At 63.2% G+C, this 15,070-nt stretch carries 17 protein-coding genes; 3 read left to right on the forward strand and 14 right to left on the reverse strand.

What is annotated here, in order from left to right; all coding sequences use genetic code 11:
* Nucleotides 1–112: 112 nt before the first annotated feature.
* The 3 genes from M52SOB_RS04170 to nosZ all read right to left on the reverse strand — a co-directional run bounded on the left by M52SOB_RS04170 (nucleotide 113) and on the right by nosZ (nucleotide 4,651).
* Nucleotides 113–757 (reverse strand): response regulator, encoded by a 645-nt coding sequence (locus M52SOB_RS04170; protein ID WP_131110707.1) that lies wholly within the window; start codon nucleotides 755–757, stop codon nucleotides 113–115.
* Nucleotides 735–2,282, reverse strand: a complete 1,548-nt coding sequence (locus M52SOB_RS04175) for a histidine kinase (RefSeq protein WP_131110708.1) — start codon at nucleotides 2,280–2,282, stop codon at nucleotides 735–737. The genes M52SOB_RS04170 and M52SOB_RS04175 overlap by 23 nt, the downstream gene beginning before the upstream one ends.
* Before the next feature lie 77 nt (nucleotides 2,283–2,359).
* Complete coding sequence (nosZ, locus tag M52SOB_RS04180; protein WP_131110709.1) at nucleotides 2,360–4,651, reverse strand: Sec-dependent nitrous-oxide reductase; 2,292 nt, start codon at nucleotides 4,649–4,651, stop codon at nucleotides 2,360–2,362.
* A gap of 178 nt (nucleotides 4,652–4,829) precedes the next feature.
* On the opposite strand from nosZ, the gene M52SOB_RS04185 reads away from it, so the two are divergent.
* Complete coding sequence (locus tag M52SOB_RS04185) at nucleotides 4,830–5,300, forward strand: hypothetical protein (protein ID WP_284155198.1); 471 nt, start codon at nucleotides 4,830–4,832, stop codon at nucleotides 5,298–5,300.
* Nucleotides 5,301–5,480 (forward strand): hypothetical protein, encoded by a 180-nt coding sequence (locus tag M52SOB_RS04190; RefSeq protein ID WP_131110710.1) that lies wholly within the window; start codon nucleotides 5,301–5,303, stop codon nucleotides 5,478–5,480.
* Here M52SOB_RS04190 and rsgA read toward each other — a convergent pair whose 3' ends face one another.
* Genes rsgA through M52SOB_RS04205 form a run of 3 tightly spaced genes read right to left on the reverse strand, consistent with a single transcriptional unit; the run spans nucleotide 5,481 to nucleotide 7,977 of the window.
* Nucleotides 5,481–6,362: a ribosome small subunit-dependent GTPase A gene (gene rsgA / locus M52SOB_RS04195; protein ID WP_131112428.1), complete on the reverse strand. Its 882-nt coding sequence runs from the start codon at nucleotides 6,360–6,362 to the stop codon at nucleotides 5,481–5,483.
* A gap of 59 nt (nucleotides 6,363–6,421) precedes the next feature.
* A complete protein-coding gene (locus tag M52SOB_RS04200) occupies nucleotides 6,422–6,703 on the reverse strand; it encodes a 4a-hydroxytetrahydrobiopterin dehydratase (protein WP_131110711.1) in 282 nt (93 codons plus the stop codon).
* Nucleotides 6,697–7,977, reverse strand: coding sequence for a M48 family metallopeptidase (locus tag M52SOB_RS04205; protein ID WP_131110712.1), 1,281 nt, complete (start codon nucleotides 7,975–7,977; stop codon nucleotides 6,697–6,699). Before M52SOB_RS04205 ends, M52SOB_RS04200 begins: the two co-directional genes overlap by 7 nt.
* 277 nt (nucleotides 7,978–8,254) lie before the next feature.
* Here M52SOB_RS04205 and orn point away from each other — a divergent pair, with 277 nt between their 5' ends.
* Nucleotides 8,255–8,800 (forward strand): oligoribonuclease, encoded by a 546-nt coding sequence (gene orn, locus M52SOB_RS04210; RefSeq protein ID WP_131110713.1) that lies wholly within the window; start codon nucleotides 8,255–8,257, stop codon nucleotides 8,798–8,800.
* Here the strand turns inward: orn and M52SOB_RS04215 are convergent, their stop codons facing one another.
* The 8 genes from M52SOB_RS04215 to folK form a co-directional block, all read right to left on the reverse strand.
* On the reverse strand, nucleotides 8,801–10,381 hold the full coding sequence (locus tag M52SOB_RS04215; protein WP_131110714.1) for an ArnT family glycosyltransferase: 1,581 nt from the start codon (nucleotides 10,379–10,381) through the stop codon (nucleotides 8,801–8,803).
* A gap of 120 nt (nucleotides 10,382–10,501) precedes the next feature.
* Nucleotides 10,502–10,717 (reverse strand): 50S ribosomal protein L31, encoded by a 216-nt coding sequence (gene rpmE / locus M52SOB_RS04220; protein WP_131110715.1) that lies wholly within the window; start codon nucleotides 10,715–10,717, stop codon nucleotides 10,502–10,504.
* A gap of 90 nt (nucleotides 10,718–10,807) precedes the next feature.
* Nucleotides 10,808–12,070, reverse strand: coding sequence for a transcription termination factor Rho (gene rho, locus M52SOB_RS04225; RefSeq protein ID WP_131110716.1), 1,263 nt, complete (start codon nucleotides 12,068–12,070; stop codon nucleotides 10,808–10,810).
* A 135-nt stretch (nucleotides 12,071–12,205) separates the two neighbouring features.
* The gene (trxA, locus tag M52SOB_RS04230; protein WP_126444368.1) at nucleotides 12,206–12,532 is read right to left on the reverse strand and encodes a thioredoxin TrxA; all 327 of its coding nucleotides are present in this window, start codon (nucleotides 12,530–12,532) and stop codon (nucleotides 12,206–12,208) included.
* A 31-nt stretch (nucleotides 12,533–12,563) separates the two neighbouring features.
* Entirely contained in the window at nucleotides 12,564–13,397 is an 834-nt protein-coding gene (gene panC, locus M52SOB_RS04235) for a pantoate--beta-alanine ligase (protein ID WP_131110717.1), read from the reverse strand.
* A gap of 12 nt (nucleotides 13,398–13,409) precedes the next feature.
* Nucleotides 13,410–14,225, reverse strand: a complete 816-nt coding sequence (gene panB / locus M52SOB_RS04240) for a 3-methyl-2-oxobutanoate hydroxymethyltransferase (RefSeq protein ID WP_131110718.1) — start codon at nucleotides 14,223–14,225, stop codon at nucleotides 13,410–13,412.
* The gene (locus M52SOB_RS04245) at nucleotides 14,226–14,588 is read right to left on the reverse strand and encodes a DMT family protein (RefSeq protein WP_131110719.1); all 363 of its coding nucleotides are present in this window, start codon (nucleotides 14,586–14,588) and stop codon (nucleotides 14,226–14,228) included.
* Complete coding sequence (folK, locus tag M52SOB_RS04250) at nucleotides 14,585–15,067, reverse strand: 2-amino-4-hydroxy-6-hydroxymethyldihydropteridine diphosphokinase (protein ID WP_131110720.1); 483 nt, start codon at nucleotides 15,065–15,067, stop codon at nucleotides 14,585–14,587. Before folK ends, M52SOB_RS04245 begins: the two co-directional genes overlap by 4 nt.
* Between the last annotated feature and the right edge of the window lie 3 nt (nucleotides 15,068–15,070).

Below are 15,070 nucleotides of genomic sequence, written 5' to 3' on the forward strand. Positions count from 1 at the left end.
CCGCATGCGACAACTTGTCGCACTGACAGCATACTAGTTTTCGCGTTCGGGAAACAGAATCGGCTCAGGCTGATTTGGCAGGTAGGAAAATTCCTATTGTCGACAGGGTACTTCAGCTTTCGGGCAGCAGCCCTTGTCGCACCGCATAGCGAACCAGCTCGGCGATGTTCTCGCAGCGCATCTTTTCGAGGATGTGCATCTTGTGGGTGCTGACCGTCTTGACGCTCAGATTCAGCCGTTCGGCGATCTCAGAGACGCTCTCGCCCGCGACCAGGGCCTGAAAGACCTGATACTCCCGATCGGAAAGGCGCAGGTGCGGTGGCGTGTCGGCATCGTCTCCCTGCAGCATGTCGAGCGCCAGTTTCTCGGCGACCGTCGGGGTGATGTAGAGGCCGCCGCCCGCCACCTTGCGCAATGCCGCGACCAGCTGATCCTCGGCATTGTCCTTGCACAGATAGCCGGAAGCGCCGGCCTTGAGCGCCCGTACCGCATACACGTCCTCCTTGTGCATGCTAAGGATCAGGATCGGCAGGCGCGGAACGAGCTGTTTGAGCTGCTTGATCAGCTCGATGCCGCTTCGGCCGGGCATCGTCATGTCCAGCAGCAGCACGTCCCAGGGTTCGGCTTGCGCCTTGGCGAGCGTTTCGTGACCATTGGCGGCCTCGCCGCCGACGACGATGTCGGGCGTTTCGGAGAGAATCTGTTTCAATCCGGCGCGCAAAATCGCGTGATCATCAGCGATCAGGACTTTGATCATCGTGGGATTCCTTTGCGAGTGGTAGCCAGCCATCGATGCGCGTGCCTCGGCCCGGCTGGCTTTCGATATCGAGATGGCCGCCCAGGATGGCGGCGCGCTCGCGCATGCCGATCACGCCGAAATGCTTCTTGCCATCGTTGCCTTGTAGGCTCGTGAACCCCTGTCCGTCGTCTTCGACGCGCAGATGAATGCCCTGGTCGGTTTCCTCGATGAGGACGGTCACCGTTTGGGCATGGGCATGGCGGGCGACGTTGGTCAGTGCTTCCTGGACGATGCGGAACACGGCAGTGGCAATCTCTCCCGGCAGATCGAATTCTTCGCGGTTCATCCGCAGCTGGCAGTCGATGCCGGTGCGCTCGCTGAATTGCGCGACGTGATGCTCGATCGCGGCGGCCAGTCCCAGGCTGTCGAGCATCGCCGGTCGCAGGTCTTCCGAGATGCGACGTAATGAGACGATGCTCTGCTCGACGACGGAAAGGGCTGCGCCGACCCGTTCTGCCGCCGGGCTGCCCAGGTTCGAGGCGCTGCACTTGTTGCGCAGCCAGCCGAGATCGAAACGCAAGGCGGTGAGCGCCTGCCCCAGTTCGTCGTGCAGCTCGCGGGCGATGCGCGTACGCTCTTCTTCACGCACGGTCTGCAGGAACGCTGCCAGCTCGCGCAAGCGCGCTTCCGAGGCTTCGAGCCGTTCCTTGTGCTTTTTCAGCGTGTCTTCGTTGGCGCGCCGCTCCATTTCCAGTTGCACGTGTTCCGCGGCGCGACGGCGCAGGAAAATCCAGTAGGCGAGCAGGGTGATCATGCCGGCCAGCCAGATGCCGATGTGCCAGTACTGGATCGTCCGCCAGGTCGGCTCCTGCGCGTTCCAGTAGGTGTTGAGGTCGATCGTCACGGCCGCGCCGCCGCGCAACCCGCCGACGGGGATCAGGGTTTCGCGATGGCATTCGAGGCATTCCTCGTCCATGCGCATCGGGATCATCACGCGCATCAGGCCATGGCCTTTTTTCTTCGGCATCGCCTCGGCGACGATCTGCGAACCGCCCTGCAAGGCTTTCAGCGCCTGGGCTTCCCATTCGTCCGGTGCATTGTCGCGGTTGGTGAGCTGCAGCGAGGTCAGGCGTTCCTTGCTGCCGTAGAGTTTGTTGCTGACTTCCTGGATGCCCATCAGAATGTGGATCGAGGTCAGCGAGATCAGCTTGTCGAGTTCTCCGGTCGAACGCAGCGCCAGCAGGCGTTCCTGCTCGCTGAACCTGTCGACGCTGGGCGCGCGGCTCTCACGGATGAACACGCCGCCGACTTCCGAAGCCCACTTGCGGATCGCCATGTCCTTCTTGAGATTGGCGATCGCATCGATCCGCGCCAGCTCCTGGGCGGTGTGGTTCAGTTGCTCGCGCTGCGTCCACAGCGAAAACAACACCAGCACGGTCCACACGATGCCGGTCAGGATGAAAGCCAATGGATGCGTGACCAGCGACAGCGGGTGGCTGCGGCTCGATGCTGGTGTCGGGAAAGTCGGCTTGCCGTCTTGCATGGATCGCTATTTTGCTCCGGGCAAAAAAAAGAGGGGCGGTTGCCCGCCCCTTTGCTCTGCCTCGAACCTCTGCCGCCTTACTTCACTTTTTTGGCGCCTTTTTGTTCGAGGTAGGTTTTGGCGCGCAGGCCGAGGTCGGCGGCCTTGACCTGGTATTGCCAGACCTGTTCGGCCCAGAGGGCGGCCTGTTCCCAGTCCTTCTTGGCGGCGGCTTCCTCATGCTTCTTCTTGGCTTCGGGGATCTTGTTGAGCTGGTCGGTGGCATCCTCGACCATGGCGACGGCATCCGGGAAGTCCTTGTAATTGACCGAGGTGATGAAGGCGACGACGGAGTCGATGACGGCCTGGGTGTCGGCGATCTTCTTCAGCTGGGCCTTGTAGTCGGCTTCCGTATAGGCCTGGGCGGCGAGCGTGGTCTTGGACGGCTTCCAGCCCTTCGGCTTGACCAGCAGATAGCCCTGCATTTCGAGGTGCAATGCCGAGCAGAACTCCGTGCAGTAGTACGGATAGACGCCTTCCTTGTCGGCCTTGAACTTCACCGTGACGGTCTTGCCGGGTTCGACGGACGCATGGACGTTGTAAGTCGACACCGTGAAGCCGTGGGTTTCGTCCTGGGCGCGTTCGAGGTTGGTCAGATGGATCGTCACCTCGTCGCCCACTTCGGCCTCGATGGTTTCCGGCGTGATGTGCGAGCGGATCAGCGAGCCGAACACCTCGACCTTGTTGCCCTTCTTGACGGTGCGCTCCTCACCGGCCTTGACGGCGGCGGGGTGCGGATTGTCGGTGCGGCTGTTGGTGCCGAGCTTGTAGCGGATCGCCGGCTTGAGCTTCTTGGCGTCGATGGCGACGACGTAGTGCGGCTCGCCCAGCGGCAACGGCATGTCGTAAAGGAGCTGCATCTTGTCGTTGCTGATGTCGATCAGCTGGTGGTTCTGCGGATGCAGGGGACCCACAGGATTGAAGCGGTCGATCGACAGCTTGTTCAACGCGACCAGATAGCGGCCCTTCGGCTTGGTGGTATCGCCTTCCATCGTCATCAGGTGGCCGATGTTGTAATGGACGGAGATCTTGTCGAGCACCTTGCCTTCGCAGAAGTCCCATTTCGCCACTTGCGAATCGACATACAGCGAGGTGTAGGCGACGCAGGGCTTGGAATCGAACTGCGTGTGCAGGGGGCCGAGACCCAGCGAGACCTGGGTGTGCAGCGTGTCCTTCATGCTGAGCACCGGGATGCCATAGGGGTCCTTCGACTCGAACTTGCCGGCCTTGATGGCGGCCATGATCTTCTCGAAGCTATACACCGACACATGGGTGTCGAGCTTGCCGGCGACGATGATCTTGGTGCCGTCCGGGGTGACATCGACGCCGTGCGGGCTCTTCGGCTCGGGGATCAGGAACAGGATGCCTTCCTTGACCGCGACGTCCATCGGTAGCACGTTGTGGCCGTTGATCTTCTTGGCCTTGCCTTCCTTGACCAGTTCGGCGGCGCGCTTCCAGTTGATCACGTGCAGGTAGTCGGTGTCCTTGGCGGAGCAGCCGGCCTCATAGGGCGGACGACCCTTCTCGATGCCGCCCACATAGCGCTCGGAGCAGAACGAGTTGGTGAAGCTCCAGCCATCCGACGGGCCCTTGCCGGCATCCGACAGGTCCTGCGAGTAGGGCGGTAGTTCGACGGAGAAGGATTCCGCCGGCACGATGCGGCCTTCCTTGCGGTCGAACTTCCAGTAGGTCATGCCGCCGCGGTACTTCTCGTTGAACTCTTCGAGCGGATAGAACTTGCGCGGTTCGAGCGGGGCGGCGTATTGCGAGGCTTCGAAGACGTAGTCGGTGTTCGGCGTGACGAAGGCGCCGCCGTGCTCGGACTTGAAGATCGGGTTGACGACGATCTGCTTGGTCTCGAAGTCCCTGAGGTCGATCACCGCGATGCGCGGGTTGGCCTTGTCGTTGATGAACAGGAACTGGCCATCCGATTCGCCGTTGGTCTCGGAGATCGCCGGGTGGTGGGTGTCGCCCCAGGTGATGTCCTTGCCGTCGATGCGGCCGCCGGCGAGCACCGCCTTCGACTCTTCGTCATAGCCGTAGCCCTGCCAGGGCTCGGGGGTGAATACCGCCAGATACTTGAGAATGCGCATCGAGGGGATGCCATAGACGATGATCTGGCCCGACTGTCCGCCCGAACTGAAGGCGACGAATTCATCGCGCCCCCCCGTCGGCACATAGGTCTTCGCCGCCGCCAGCAAATCCTGCTGACTCAAATTCCGCCGCTTCATCACATCCTGCAGCGTCTCGGCGGACCATGCGGTCGCCGCTGCGAGACCCATGCCGGCGGCCAGTAACAGCGGCACGGTTCGCTGGGTGAGTTTTTTCATGCTTGGACTCCCATATCAGTTGATCGACGACACCCAAATGCGCAGCGGCCGGGTGCGACAAAGCGCCGCTGCGACAATTTGCCGCACAATCTAGGCTCCGCTCCAGAGCTTGACCTTGATCGGAATCAAGTTACCGGCCATTTTTTTTGCCTGCCGGGCGTGATACCTTTGGGGGGCGATGTTGCCCCGCAAATCCCTGCTCGTCGATGCCGCGATGATCCTCGCCCTGATCCTGATCGGGGCGATCGGCTACAAGCTCTCGCCGCTGTTGCTGCCGAAGGCGGATCTGTTCGTCCAGCCCGACGCCGGCTGCGATCTGCACCGGGCGCCGTGCACCGCCAGCCTGCCCGGCGGTGGCCGCCTCAGCTTCTCGCTTTCACCACGGCCGATTCCGGTGGCGACGCCGCTCGACGTCGAGGTAGCGCTCGAAGGACTGGAGGCCGAGCGTGTGAAGGTCGATTTCGCTGGGGTGGAGATGAGCATGGGTTACAACCGGCCGACGCTGCGGGCGATCACGGCGCAACGCCATGTCGGTCAGGCAACGCTGCCGGTGTGCGTGACCGGGCGCATGCTGTGGCAGGCGACGGTGCTGGTCGAAAGCGGCGGTCAGCGTATCGCCGTGCCTTTCAGATTCGAGGCGGGGCATTAGATGCGACTCTTTCTGATCCTGCTCAACGTCGCGCTGGTCGTCGCGATCGTCTTCGTGATCTTTTTCTGGAATCCTCAGATCCAGGAAGCGCCGCTGCCGGGCACTCACGATGCGCGGTTGGGCGCGGACGCACCCGCCAGCAGCCCAGCGGATGGCGCTGTGCAGAAACGCGTACCCTGATCAGGGCAAGCGGGCGCTTTCGTTTTCGCGGGCGATAGCGAGAAAGTGCGCGAGCCGCCGTGGGTCGATCCTGCCGGCGGCAACCGCGGCGCGGATCGCACAATCGGGTTCGTTCTCGTGGCGGCAGTCGCGGAAACGACAGTGACCGAGATACGGCAAAAACTCGACGAAACCAAGCTCGATCTCGCCACGCGTCAGATGGGCGAGCCCAAAGGCCTGCAGGCCGGGTGAGTCGATCAGCGCGCCATCGCCTTCCGGCAGGGGGTAGAGGCGTGTATGCGTGGTGGTGTGCTTGCCGGAATCGAGTGCGGTGGAAATCTCGCGCGTCGCGGCAGCGGCTTCGGGAATCAACGCATTGACGAGCGTCGACTTGCCCATGCCGCTTTGGCCGACCAGCACCGATGTCTGCCCGGCCAGCCAGGGTTTCAGGGGGGAAGCGTCGAGACGGGCGGAGAGTTCGACGATCGGCAGACCGAGCCGGGCGAAGGGTTCGAGTTCGGCGCGCGCCGCCTCCAGCCCGGCGGTGAGGTCGCATTTGTTGAGGACGATCACACAGCGCAGCTTTTCATGCGCTGCGGCGACGAGCGCGCGGGAGATCAGTTCCGGCGAAAAGCTCGGTTCGGTCGCGACGACCAGAACGATTTGGCTGGCATTGGCGGCGATCAGTTTCTGCTTCCATTGATCGCTGCGATAGAGCAAGGAGGTTCTCGGCCGATGGGCGAGGATCGGCGCCTCGTTGCAGTGCAGTTGGCCCAAGCTGACGCGGTCGCCGCAGGCATAGATGCTTTTCTTGCCGCGCGGAATGCCGATGACGATGCGGCCGTCGGCGAGCGTGACTTCGTAATGACGGCCAAAGGCGGCGGTCACGACGCCGTCACTCATGTTCGCGGTGGTGACGGGGTCCTTGCCCGTGCCGGGGAGCGGATTGTCCTTGCGCAACCTCACGGCGTGAAGAACAATGCGTCGATGCGCGCTGCGTTGGCGAAATCCTTGTCGGTGAGCCCGCCGGCGCTATGGGTGGTGAATGCCACGCGGCAGCGGTTGTAGCCAACCTCGAGATCGGGATGATGGTCGCTGCGGTGGGCGATCCAGGCGAGGGCATTCACGAAGGCCAGCGTCTCATGGTAATTGGCGAAATGGTAGGTCTTGACGATGGCATTGTCTTGGCGTGCCCAGCCCTCGAGCGCGGCAAGGCGATGAGCGATCTCCTGCTCGTTCAGCATGGTATGGGCTCCTTATGGACAAACGATTCGAGATGGGCGATGCGTTGGCTCGCGGGCGGGTGCGAGTCGTAAAACAGCGAATAGAGCGGGTCCGGCGTCAAGGTCGCTGCGTTGTCGCGGTAGAGCTTGACCAGGGCGCTGATCAGCGCCCTGGCATCGGTTTGCTGCGCGGCGAAGGCATCGGCCTCGAATTCGTGGCGGCGCGACAGCCACGAAAACAGCGGTGCGAGCGGAAAGGCGAACACCGGCAGCACCAGCGAGAAAAGAATCAGCGCCATGGCAGTGTTCGGTGCCGTTCCGTCAGCGCCGACTTTCAAGCCGGCATATAACCACGGCTGGTCGATGAGCTGGCCGAGCAGCCAGAGTACCGCCAGCGCCAGTGCGGCCATCACAGCGATGCGCTTGGCGATGTGGCGGCGTTTGTAATGACCGAGCTCATGGGCGAGCACGGCTTCGGTTTCGGTCGGCGTGAGTTTATCGAGCAGCGTGTCGAAGAAGACGATGCGCTTCGATTTGCCGAAGCCGGTGAAATAGGCATTGCCATGTGCGGAACGTTTCGACCCATCCATCACGAACAGCCCTGCGCTGGTAAAGCCGCAACGTTCGAGCAGCGCGGCGACACGCTGCTTCACTTCGCCATCGGCAAGCGGCGTGAACTTGTTGAACAGCGGTGCGATGAAGGTCGGATAGACGATCAGCACCAGCAGGTTGAACGCGAGCCAAGTGAGCCAGACATCAAACCACCAAAATCGCCCCATTGCCTCCATCAGCCAGAGCACGAGCGCGATGAGCGGCGCACCGATCAGCACGGTCAGCACGAGCTGCTTCATCAGATCGGTGACGAAGAGCGCCGGGGTCATCTTGTTGAAGCCGAAGCGCGCCTCGATGCCGAAGATGCGCCAGAGCGTGAAGGGCAGACCGACGAGGAAGCCCGTCAGTCCGACGCTGGCAAACAGGGCGAGACCGTAGGGGATACCGGCAGCAGGGAAGAGGCTGCGCCAGAAGTGGTCGAAAGCGGCGAGGAGGCCGCCGAAGGTCAAGGCCAGCAGCAACAGCGTATCGGCCGTCAGTTCGAACAGCCCGAGGCGCAGTTTGGCCACGGTGTAATCGGCGGCCTTGCGATGGTCGGCAAGCGCAATGCGCTCGGCGAAAGCGCTCGGCACCGCATCGCGATGCGCCGCGACGTGACGCATCTGGCGAATAGCGAGCCAGATGCGCAGCGCACTGCTGAGTGCCAGCAGCACGAGAAAGAGGGCGGAGAAGACGCTGGCCATGAACGAAAAAATGGGTCAGATATGTAAGAATGCAAGCCGTTCAACCCAGATTGTCCATTGGAACACGAGCGGGTTTCGAAGGCGAGGGCGAGCAGGTTTGCGTCCCCGCGACGAGCCAATAACGGTGTCTATTGGCGAGGAGCGGGGGCGCGAAGATGCCGCCCGCAGCCCGAAAACTGCCGTGTAGGGCGCTGAAATGATCGTTTCGCATGCCCATGGCGCATCAGCCCGGTCTAATGGATAATCTGGGTTCAATACTTCGGAAGCGAAGCGCAGTATGGCACAAGACCAAAACGCCCTCGTCTGGCTCGACATGGAGATGACCGGCCTCGACCCGGATCGCGACCGCATTCTCGAGCTGGCGATGGTGATCACCAATTCCCAGCTCGAGGTGATCGCCGAAAGCGCCGTCTGGGCGGTGCATCAGGACGATGCGGTACTCGAGGCGATGGACGACTGGAACAAGAAGACCCACGGCAAATCCGGGCTGATCGAGCGGGTGCGGGCTTCAGTGCTCGGCGAGGCCGAAGTCGAGGCCCAGGCGCTCGACTTCCTGAAACGTTACGTGCCGGCTGGCAAGTCGCCGATCTGCGGCAATTCGATCTGTCAGGATCGGCGTTTCATGGCCCGGCACATGCCGAAGCTCGAAGCCTGGTTCCATTACCGGAATCTCGATGTCTCGACGCTCAAGGAGTTGTGTCGACGCTGGGCGCCGGCGATCGCCAAGGGGGTCAAGAAAGGCGGCAAGCACGAGGCCTTGGCCGACATCTACGAGTCGATCGAGGAGCTCAAGTATTACCGGGCGAACCTCCTGAAAATCTGATCACTCGCGGATACGCTGGTCGAGATACCAGCGCTCCTTGCGGTCGCCCGCCCGGTGGCCTTGCCAGACTTCCTGCCAGCCATCGGGTGTAACGCGGTCGCGCTGGTCGACGACGAGCCGCCAGGCACACTGGCGGCCGGCCTTGGGTTCCATCGTGCGGATGCCGGTGTAATAGTCGAGCACGGCGCGCTGGGCGTGACCGAGGCCGATGCGCTCGATGCAATCGACGCTGGCAGGCAGTGCGGCCTGCAGCGACTGAACCACCGGCCGGTAGGATTTGTAATGATCGAGCCAAGATGACCAGAGGCTCATGATCAGCGCCCACATCAGCGTCAGACCGCTTGCCCAGCGCAGCGTGGGACGCCAGCTGGCGCGCCGCAATCCCCAGAACAGCAGCCAGATGAGCGTCAGCAAGGCGGCAAACCCCAGGGCGGCGTACGAATACTCGACGGTATGCCCTGGCGCGAGACGGGCGAAGTTGCGCGCGATCTTGGCCGGCCAGCCGAGCGCCTGGGCGCTGGCGCCGAGCCAGATCAGGACTGCGAAGAAGGTGAAGGTCACCCAGCCGAACCAGTCGAAGGCATTCGCCGCGCCACGGCGCAGCCGGTCGGCGCCTGCCGCCGCGACGAGCAGCAGGGGTAGCAGCAGCGGCAACAGCGCCAGGCTGCGCGCAGGACCGGAAAGAAACCAGAGGAGCCCGAAGAACACACCGAGCAATGGCAATGCCAGCTTGACCGGCTCACGGCGACTCACCCAGAGACTCCAAAGCGCGAGCGGCCAGACCGGCCAGGTCACCCAGCCCAGGTACTCCAAGTGTTGCGCAGCGGGCCAATTTCGCCCACGGGTGACTTCGGCGAGCTCGTTTTGCCACCACTGCGCCAAGAATTCCGGAGAGGATTGCAGGAGCGCCCAGGGCCAGGCAGCAGCGAGCGGCACGGCGATGGCCAGGGCGAGCGCGAAACCTGCCCAGTCACGACGCAGAATCGGCCCTGGCAGCACGGCAAGCGCCATCACCACTCCCACCAGCCCATGGGCGGGAAAGGTCAGACCGAGACCCAGGCCGAGGAGGACGGCGCCGAGCCGCCGGCCTTGCAGGCTCAGTCCGGCGCCCCACCAGGCCAAGGCGGCGAACGCCAGGCCGGCGATGCCCGGCTGGGCTTCGTGCAGCGGCAACAGCAGCCCCAGTGTGCCCAAGGCGAGCAGGACGACGATCCGGCCGGCGTTGTCGCCATGGAAGCAGCGTGCCGCACCCGCCAGTGCGACGAGGAACAAGGCGCCGAACAGCGTCGTCGCCAGCCGCGCGGCGACGTGAAAGCCGAGCAGTCCGCCGAACAGCTTGCCCGACAGGGCAGCCACCCAGTGATAGAGCGGTGCGGTATGCGGCCAGGGCTCCCCGGCGATCGCCGGAGCGAGCCAATGGCCATCGTCGAGGAAACCCCAGGCGATGTCGATGTGGATCGCATCCTCATACTTCCAGGGGTCGTGCTGCAGGCCCGTCAGCAGATAGATCGCCGCCAGCACGACGACGACCGCGAGCGGCAGTCGGGGAGAGTGCGGCTGGGCGGGCACGGCGAAATTCATGGTGGCGGAAAAAACGCAGGGCAGCCGCGGCTGCCCTTGCAGGATCTACGGGCTGGAACGACTGCCCTGGTCATGACGCCAATGCAGGGAACCTGCCTTGGCTTGGGGTGGCGATGCCGTTCAGGCCGCCGCGCCGGCGCGCTTGTATTTCTGCTTGAAGCGTTCGACGCGGCCGGCGGTGTCGACGATCTTCTGTTTGCCGGTGTAGAACGGGTGGCAGGCCGAGCAGACTTCGATGTGCAGAGGCTTGCCAACGGTCGAGCGCGTCTTGAAGGTGTTGCCGCAGCTGCAGGTCACCTCGATCTCGGTGTAATTCGGGTGGATGCCTTCTTTCATTTCACTATCCTTATTGCTGTCCGGGCTGGCCGGCGCTCGTTGCGGAAAGCCGCGCATTATCCTGAAAAAGCGGCGGGAAATCAACCGTGATCAGCCGCCCCGGCGCATCGCGTCGAAGAATTCCGCATTGTTCTTGGTAGATTTGACCTTGTCGAGCAGGAATTCGGTCGCCTCCAGGTCGTCCAGGCCATACATGAGTTTTCTCAGCACCCAGACCTTTTGCAGCACGTCGGGTTTCAATAGCAGCTCCTCGCGGCGGGTGCCGGAACGGTTGACGTTGATCGCCGGATAGACGCGCTTTTCCGCCATGCGCCGGTCGAGGTGGATCTCGGAGTTGCCGGTACCCTTGAATTCCTCGTAGATCACTTCGTCCATGCGGCTGCCGGTGTCGATCAGCGCGGTGGCGATGATGGTGAGACTGCCGCCTTCCTCGATGTTGCGCGCGGCGCCGAAGAAGCGCTTCGGTTTTTGCAGCGCGTTGGCGTCGACGCCGCCGGTGAGCACCTTGCCGGAAGCCGGCTGCACGGTGTTGTAGGCGCGCGCCAGCCGCGTGATCGAGTCGAGCAGGATGACGACGTCCTTTTTGTGCTCGGTGAGCCTTTTCGCCTTCTCGATCACCATCTCGGCGACCTGCACGTGGCGCGTCGCGGGTTCGTCGAAGGTCGAGGCGACGACTTCGCCGCGCACGGTGCGCTGCATCTCGGTGACTTCCTCGGGGCGTTCGTCGATCAGCATCACGATCAGCACCGCCTCGGGATGGTTGGCGGCGATCGCGTGGGCGATGTGCTGCAGCATCACGGTCTTGCCGGACTTCGGCGGGGCGACCAGGAGGCCGCGCTGGCCCTTGCCGATCGGCGCGATGATGTCGATCACCCGGCTGGTGATGTTTTCCTCGGCCTTGATGTCGCGCTCGAGCTTCAGGTGCTCGGTCGGGTGCAGCGGCGTCAGGTTCTCGAACAGGATCTTGTTCTTGCAGACTTCCGGCGATTCGCCATTCACCTTGTCGAGCTTGACCAGCGCGAAGTAGCGCTCGCCGTCCTTGGGTGTGCGGATTTCGCCTTCGATGGTGTCGCCGGTGCGCAGGTTGAAGCGGCGGATCTGCGAGGGCGAGACATAGACATCGTCCGGGTTGGCGAGATAGGAGGTATCGGCCGAGCGCAGAAAGCCATAACCATCGCTCATCACTTCGAGGCAGCCGTCGCCGTAGATGACCTCGCCTTTCCTGGCGTGTTCCTTGAGGATGGCGAAGATCAGTTCCTGCTTGCGCAGACGGTTGGCGCCCTCGATGCCGAGAGCGGTGGCCATTTCGATCAGCTGGCTGACGTGATGGGTCTTGAGTTCGGAAAGGTGCATGGTTGTGCGTGAGCGCGGGCGCGCTGGGCTCGGAAAAAAACGACTGGGGAGTGGGGAGATGCGCCGGAGGAGGGCCGGCTGCCCGAAATCGTCTAGCGGCTGGCGCCACGCGACTCCGGGCGGACTGTAACGGGATCAGAGATTGCTGTCAATGAAGGCGGTGAGCTGCGACTTCGACAGCGCGCCGACCTTGGTGGCCTCGACGTTACCGTTCTTGAACAGGATCAGGGTCGGAATGCCGCGGATGCCATATTCGCCCGGCGTCTTGGGATTCTCGTCGATGTTCAGCTTGGCGACCTTGAGACGGCCGCTGTATTCCTTGGCCACTTCGTCGAGAATCGGCGCGATCATCTTGCAGGGGCCGCACCATTCGGCCCAGTAATCGACCAGCACCGGAATCGGAGATTCCAGCACGTCGCTCTTGAAACTGGCGTCGGTGACGTAATGGATGTGCTCGCTCATGGCAATGCCTCGAGATTGGAAAAGAGGGGAATCAGATTTCGAGATTGTCGATCAGGCGCGTCGTGCCCAGTCGGGCCGCTGCCAAAACCACCAATGGCGGCACCGGGCCATCGGTGGGCGGCGATTGTAGATCAATTCGGCTGCGCACGGCAACGTAGTCGGGTGCCCAGCCGTGCGCAGAAAGCTCGGCCATGGCCTCGGCCTCGAGGCGCGGAAAGTCGCGGTTGCCGGCCCGCACTGCCTGCGCGACTTCGCACAGGCAGCGATACAGCCTTGGCGCCTCGGCGCGTTCGGCTGGCGAGAGATAGCCGTTGCGCGACGAGAGCGCCAGGCCATCCGGCGCGCGCACCGTTTCTCCGGGAATCACCTCGATCGGCAGGGCGAATTCGCGCACCATCGCTGAGAGCACCAAGAACTGCTGGTAATCCTTCTTGCCGAACAGCGCCGCCTGCGGCTGGACGATGGCGAACAGCTTCATCACCACGGTCGCCACACCACGGAAATGGCCCGGACGGAACTCGCCCTCGAGAATGCTGGCATGTTCGGCCGGCGGCTCGACGACATAGCGCTGCGGGGTCGGATAGAGCTCTTCTTCCGCTGGGGCGAAAAGGTGGTCCACGCCTGCGGCGACGAGTTTCTCGCAATCCGCTTCGAGCGTGCGCGGGTATTTGTCGAAATCCTCGCCGGGACGGAATTGCAGGCGGTTGACGAAGATCGAGGCGACCACGCAGTCGCCGTGCGCGCGGGCCTGCTTCATCAGCATGATGTGGCCTTCGTGCAGATTGCCCATGGTCGGCACGAAGACGATGCGGCCGGCGTCTTTCAGCGCGGCGCGCAGGCCGGCGATGGCGTGATGAATCTGCATCTTTGCGGTTTATCAGTAGCAGTGTTCGGGGGCGGGATAGCGGCCTTCCTTGACGGCGGTGACATAGGCGCGCACGGCGCCTTCGATGCTCTGCGCCTCGAGCATGAAGTCCTTGACGAAACGGCCTTTCTTGCCGGGGTAGAGACCCAGCATGTCGTAGAGCACCAGCACCTGTCCGTCGCAGTCGGGGCCGGCGCCGATGCCGATCGTCGCACAGACCTTGAGCGTGCGCGTGATCTCCGCAGCCAGCGCGGAGGGGACCATTTCCAGCACCATCAACGCCGCACCGGCCTGTTCGAGCGCGATCGCATCGTTCATCATGCGCGCCGCCGAGGCCTCATCGCGCCCCTGCACGTGGTAGCCGCCGAGCGCATGCACCGATTGCGGTGTGAGGCCGATGTGCGCGCAGACCGGCACGCCCCGTTCGACGAGGAAATGCACGGTCTCCGCCATCACCTCGCCGCCTTCGAGCTTGACCATCTCGGCGCCGGCGGCGAGCAATCGGCCGGCATTCCTGATCGCCTGCTCCTTCGATTCGTGATAGGCGCCGAACGGCATGTCGGCGATCACCATCGCCCGATGCACCATGTGGCCGACGCATTCGGTGTGATAGACCATGTGCTCCATGGTCACCGGCAGCGTCGAAGTCCTGCCCTGGATGACGTTGCCGAGCGAATCGCCGACCAGCATCGCATCGACGCCGCAGCGGTCTTCGAGCGCGGCGAAGCTGGCGTCATAGCAGGTCAGCATGGCGATCTTCTCGCCGGCATGCTTCATGCGGGCGAGGCCGGGAAGGGTGACCGGCTTGTTGGAGGCGAGATAAGTCATCTATGGGCTGCGAAAGATGAAATAGACGGCGCCAAGGATACACAAAGCCGCCCACAGGTAGTCGAGTTTGAGCGGCTGGCGCATGTAGAAGACGACGAAGGGCACGAACACCGTCAGCGCGATGACTTCCTGGAGGATCTTGAGCTGCGGCAGCGACAGTTCGTGATGGCCGATGCGGTTGGCCGGCACCTGCAACAGGTATTCGAACAGCGCGATGCCCCAGGATGCCAGCGCGGCGATCCACCACGGGCGGTCGTTGAGATTCTTCAGGTGCGCATACCAGGCGAAGGTCATGAAGACGTTCGATGCCGACAGCAGCAGCACGGTCTGCCAAAGGACGGGGAGGCCTTTCAGGAAACTCATGGCAACTTCTCGATGCGCTGGTCGGCCACCTGCGGCAGCAAGGCAGCGAGCGGGCCGCGACCAGGAATGGCCAGATCGGGTGCGATCTCGGCCAGCGGCGCGAGCACGAAGGCGCGTTCGGTCATGCGCGGATGCGGCAGCGTCAGTTCGGGCAGGTCGAGGATCTGGTCGCCATACAGCAGCAGGTCGAGATCGAGCGTGCGTGGCGCGTTGCGGATCGAGCGTACGCGCCCGAATGCGGCCTCGATGGCGAATAGGCGGGTGAGCAGCTCGGCGGGGGCGAGTGCAGTCTCGAGCTCGACGACGGCGTTGATGAAGTCCGGCTGATGCTTCAGGCCGACCGGCGCGGTGCGGTAGAGCGAGGAGCCGGCAATGAAACGGGCATCGGGCATCTCTTGCAGGGCAGTGATCGCGGCGCGCACCGTGCGCAATGGATCGCCGAGGTTCGCGCCGAGCGCGATATAGGCAATGGCGGTCATGGC

This window comes from Sulfuricystis thermophila (genome assembly GCF_004323595.1).
Classification (GTDB): domain Bacteria; phylum Pseudomonadota; class Gammaproteobacteria; order Burkholderiales; family Rhodocyclaceae; genus Sulfuricystis; species Sulfuricystis thermophila.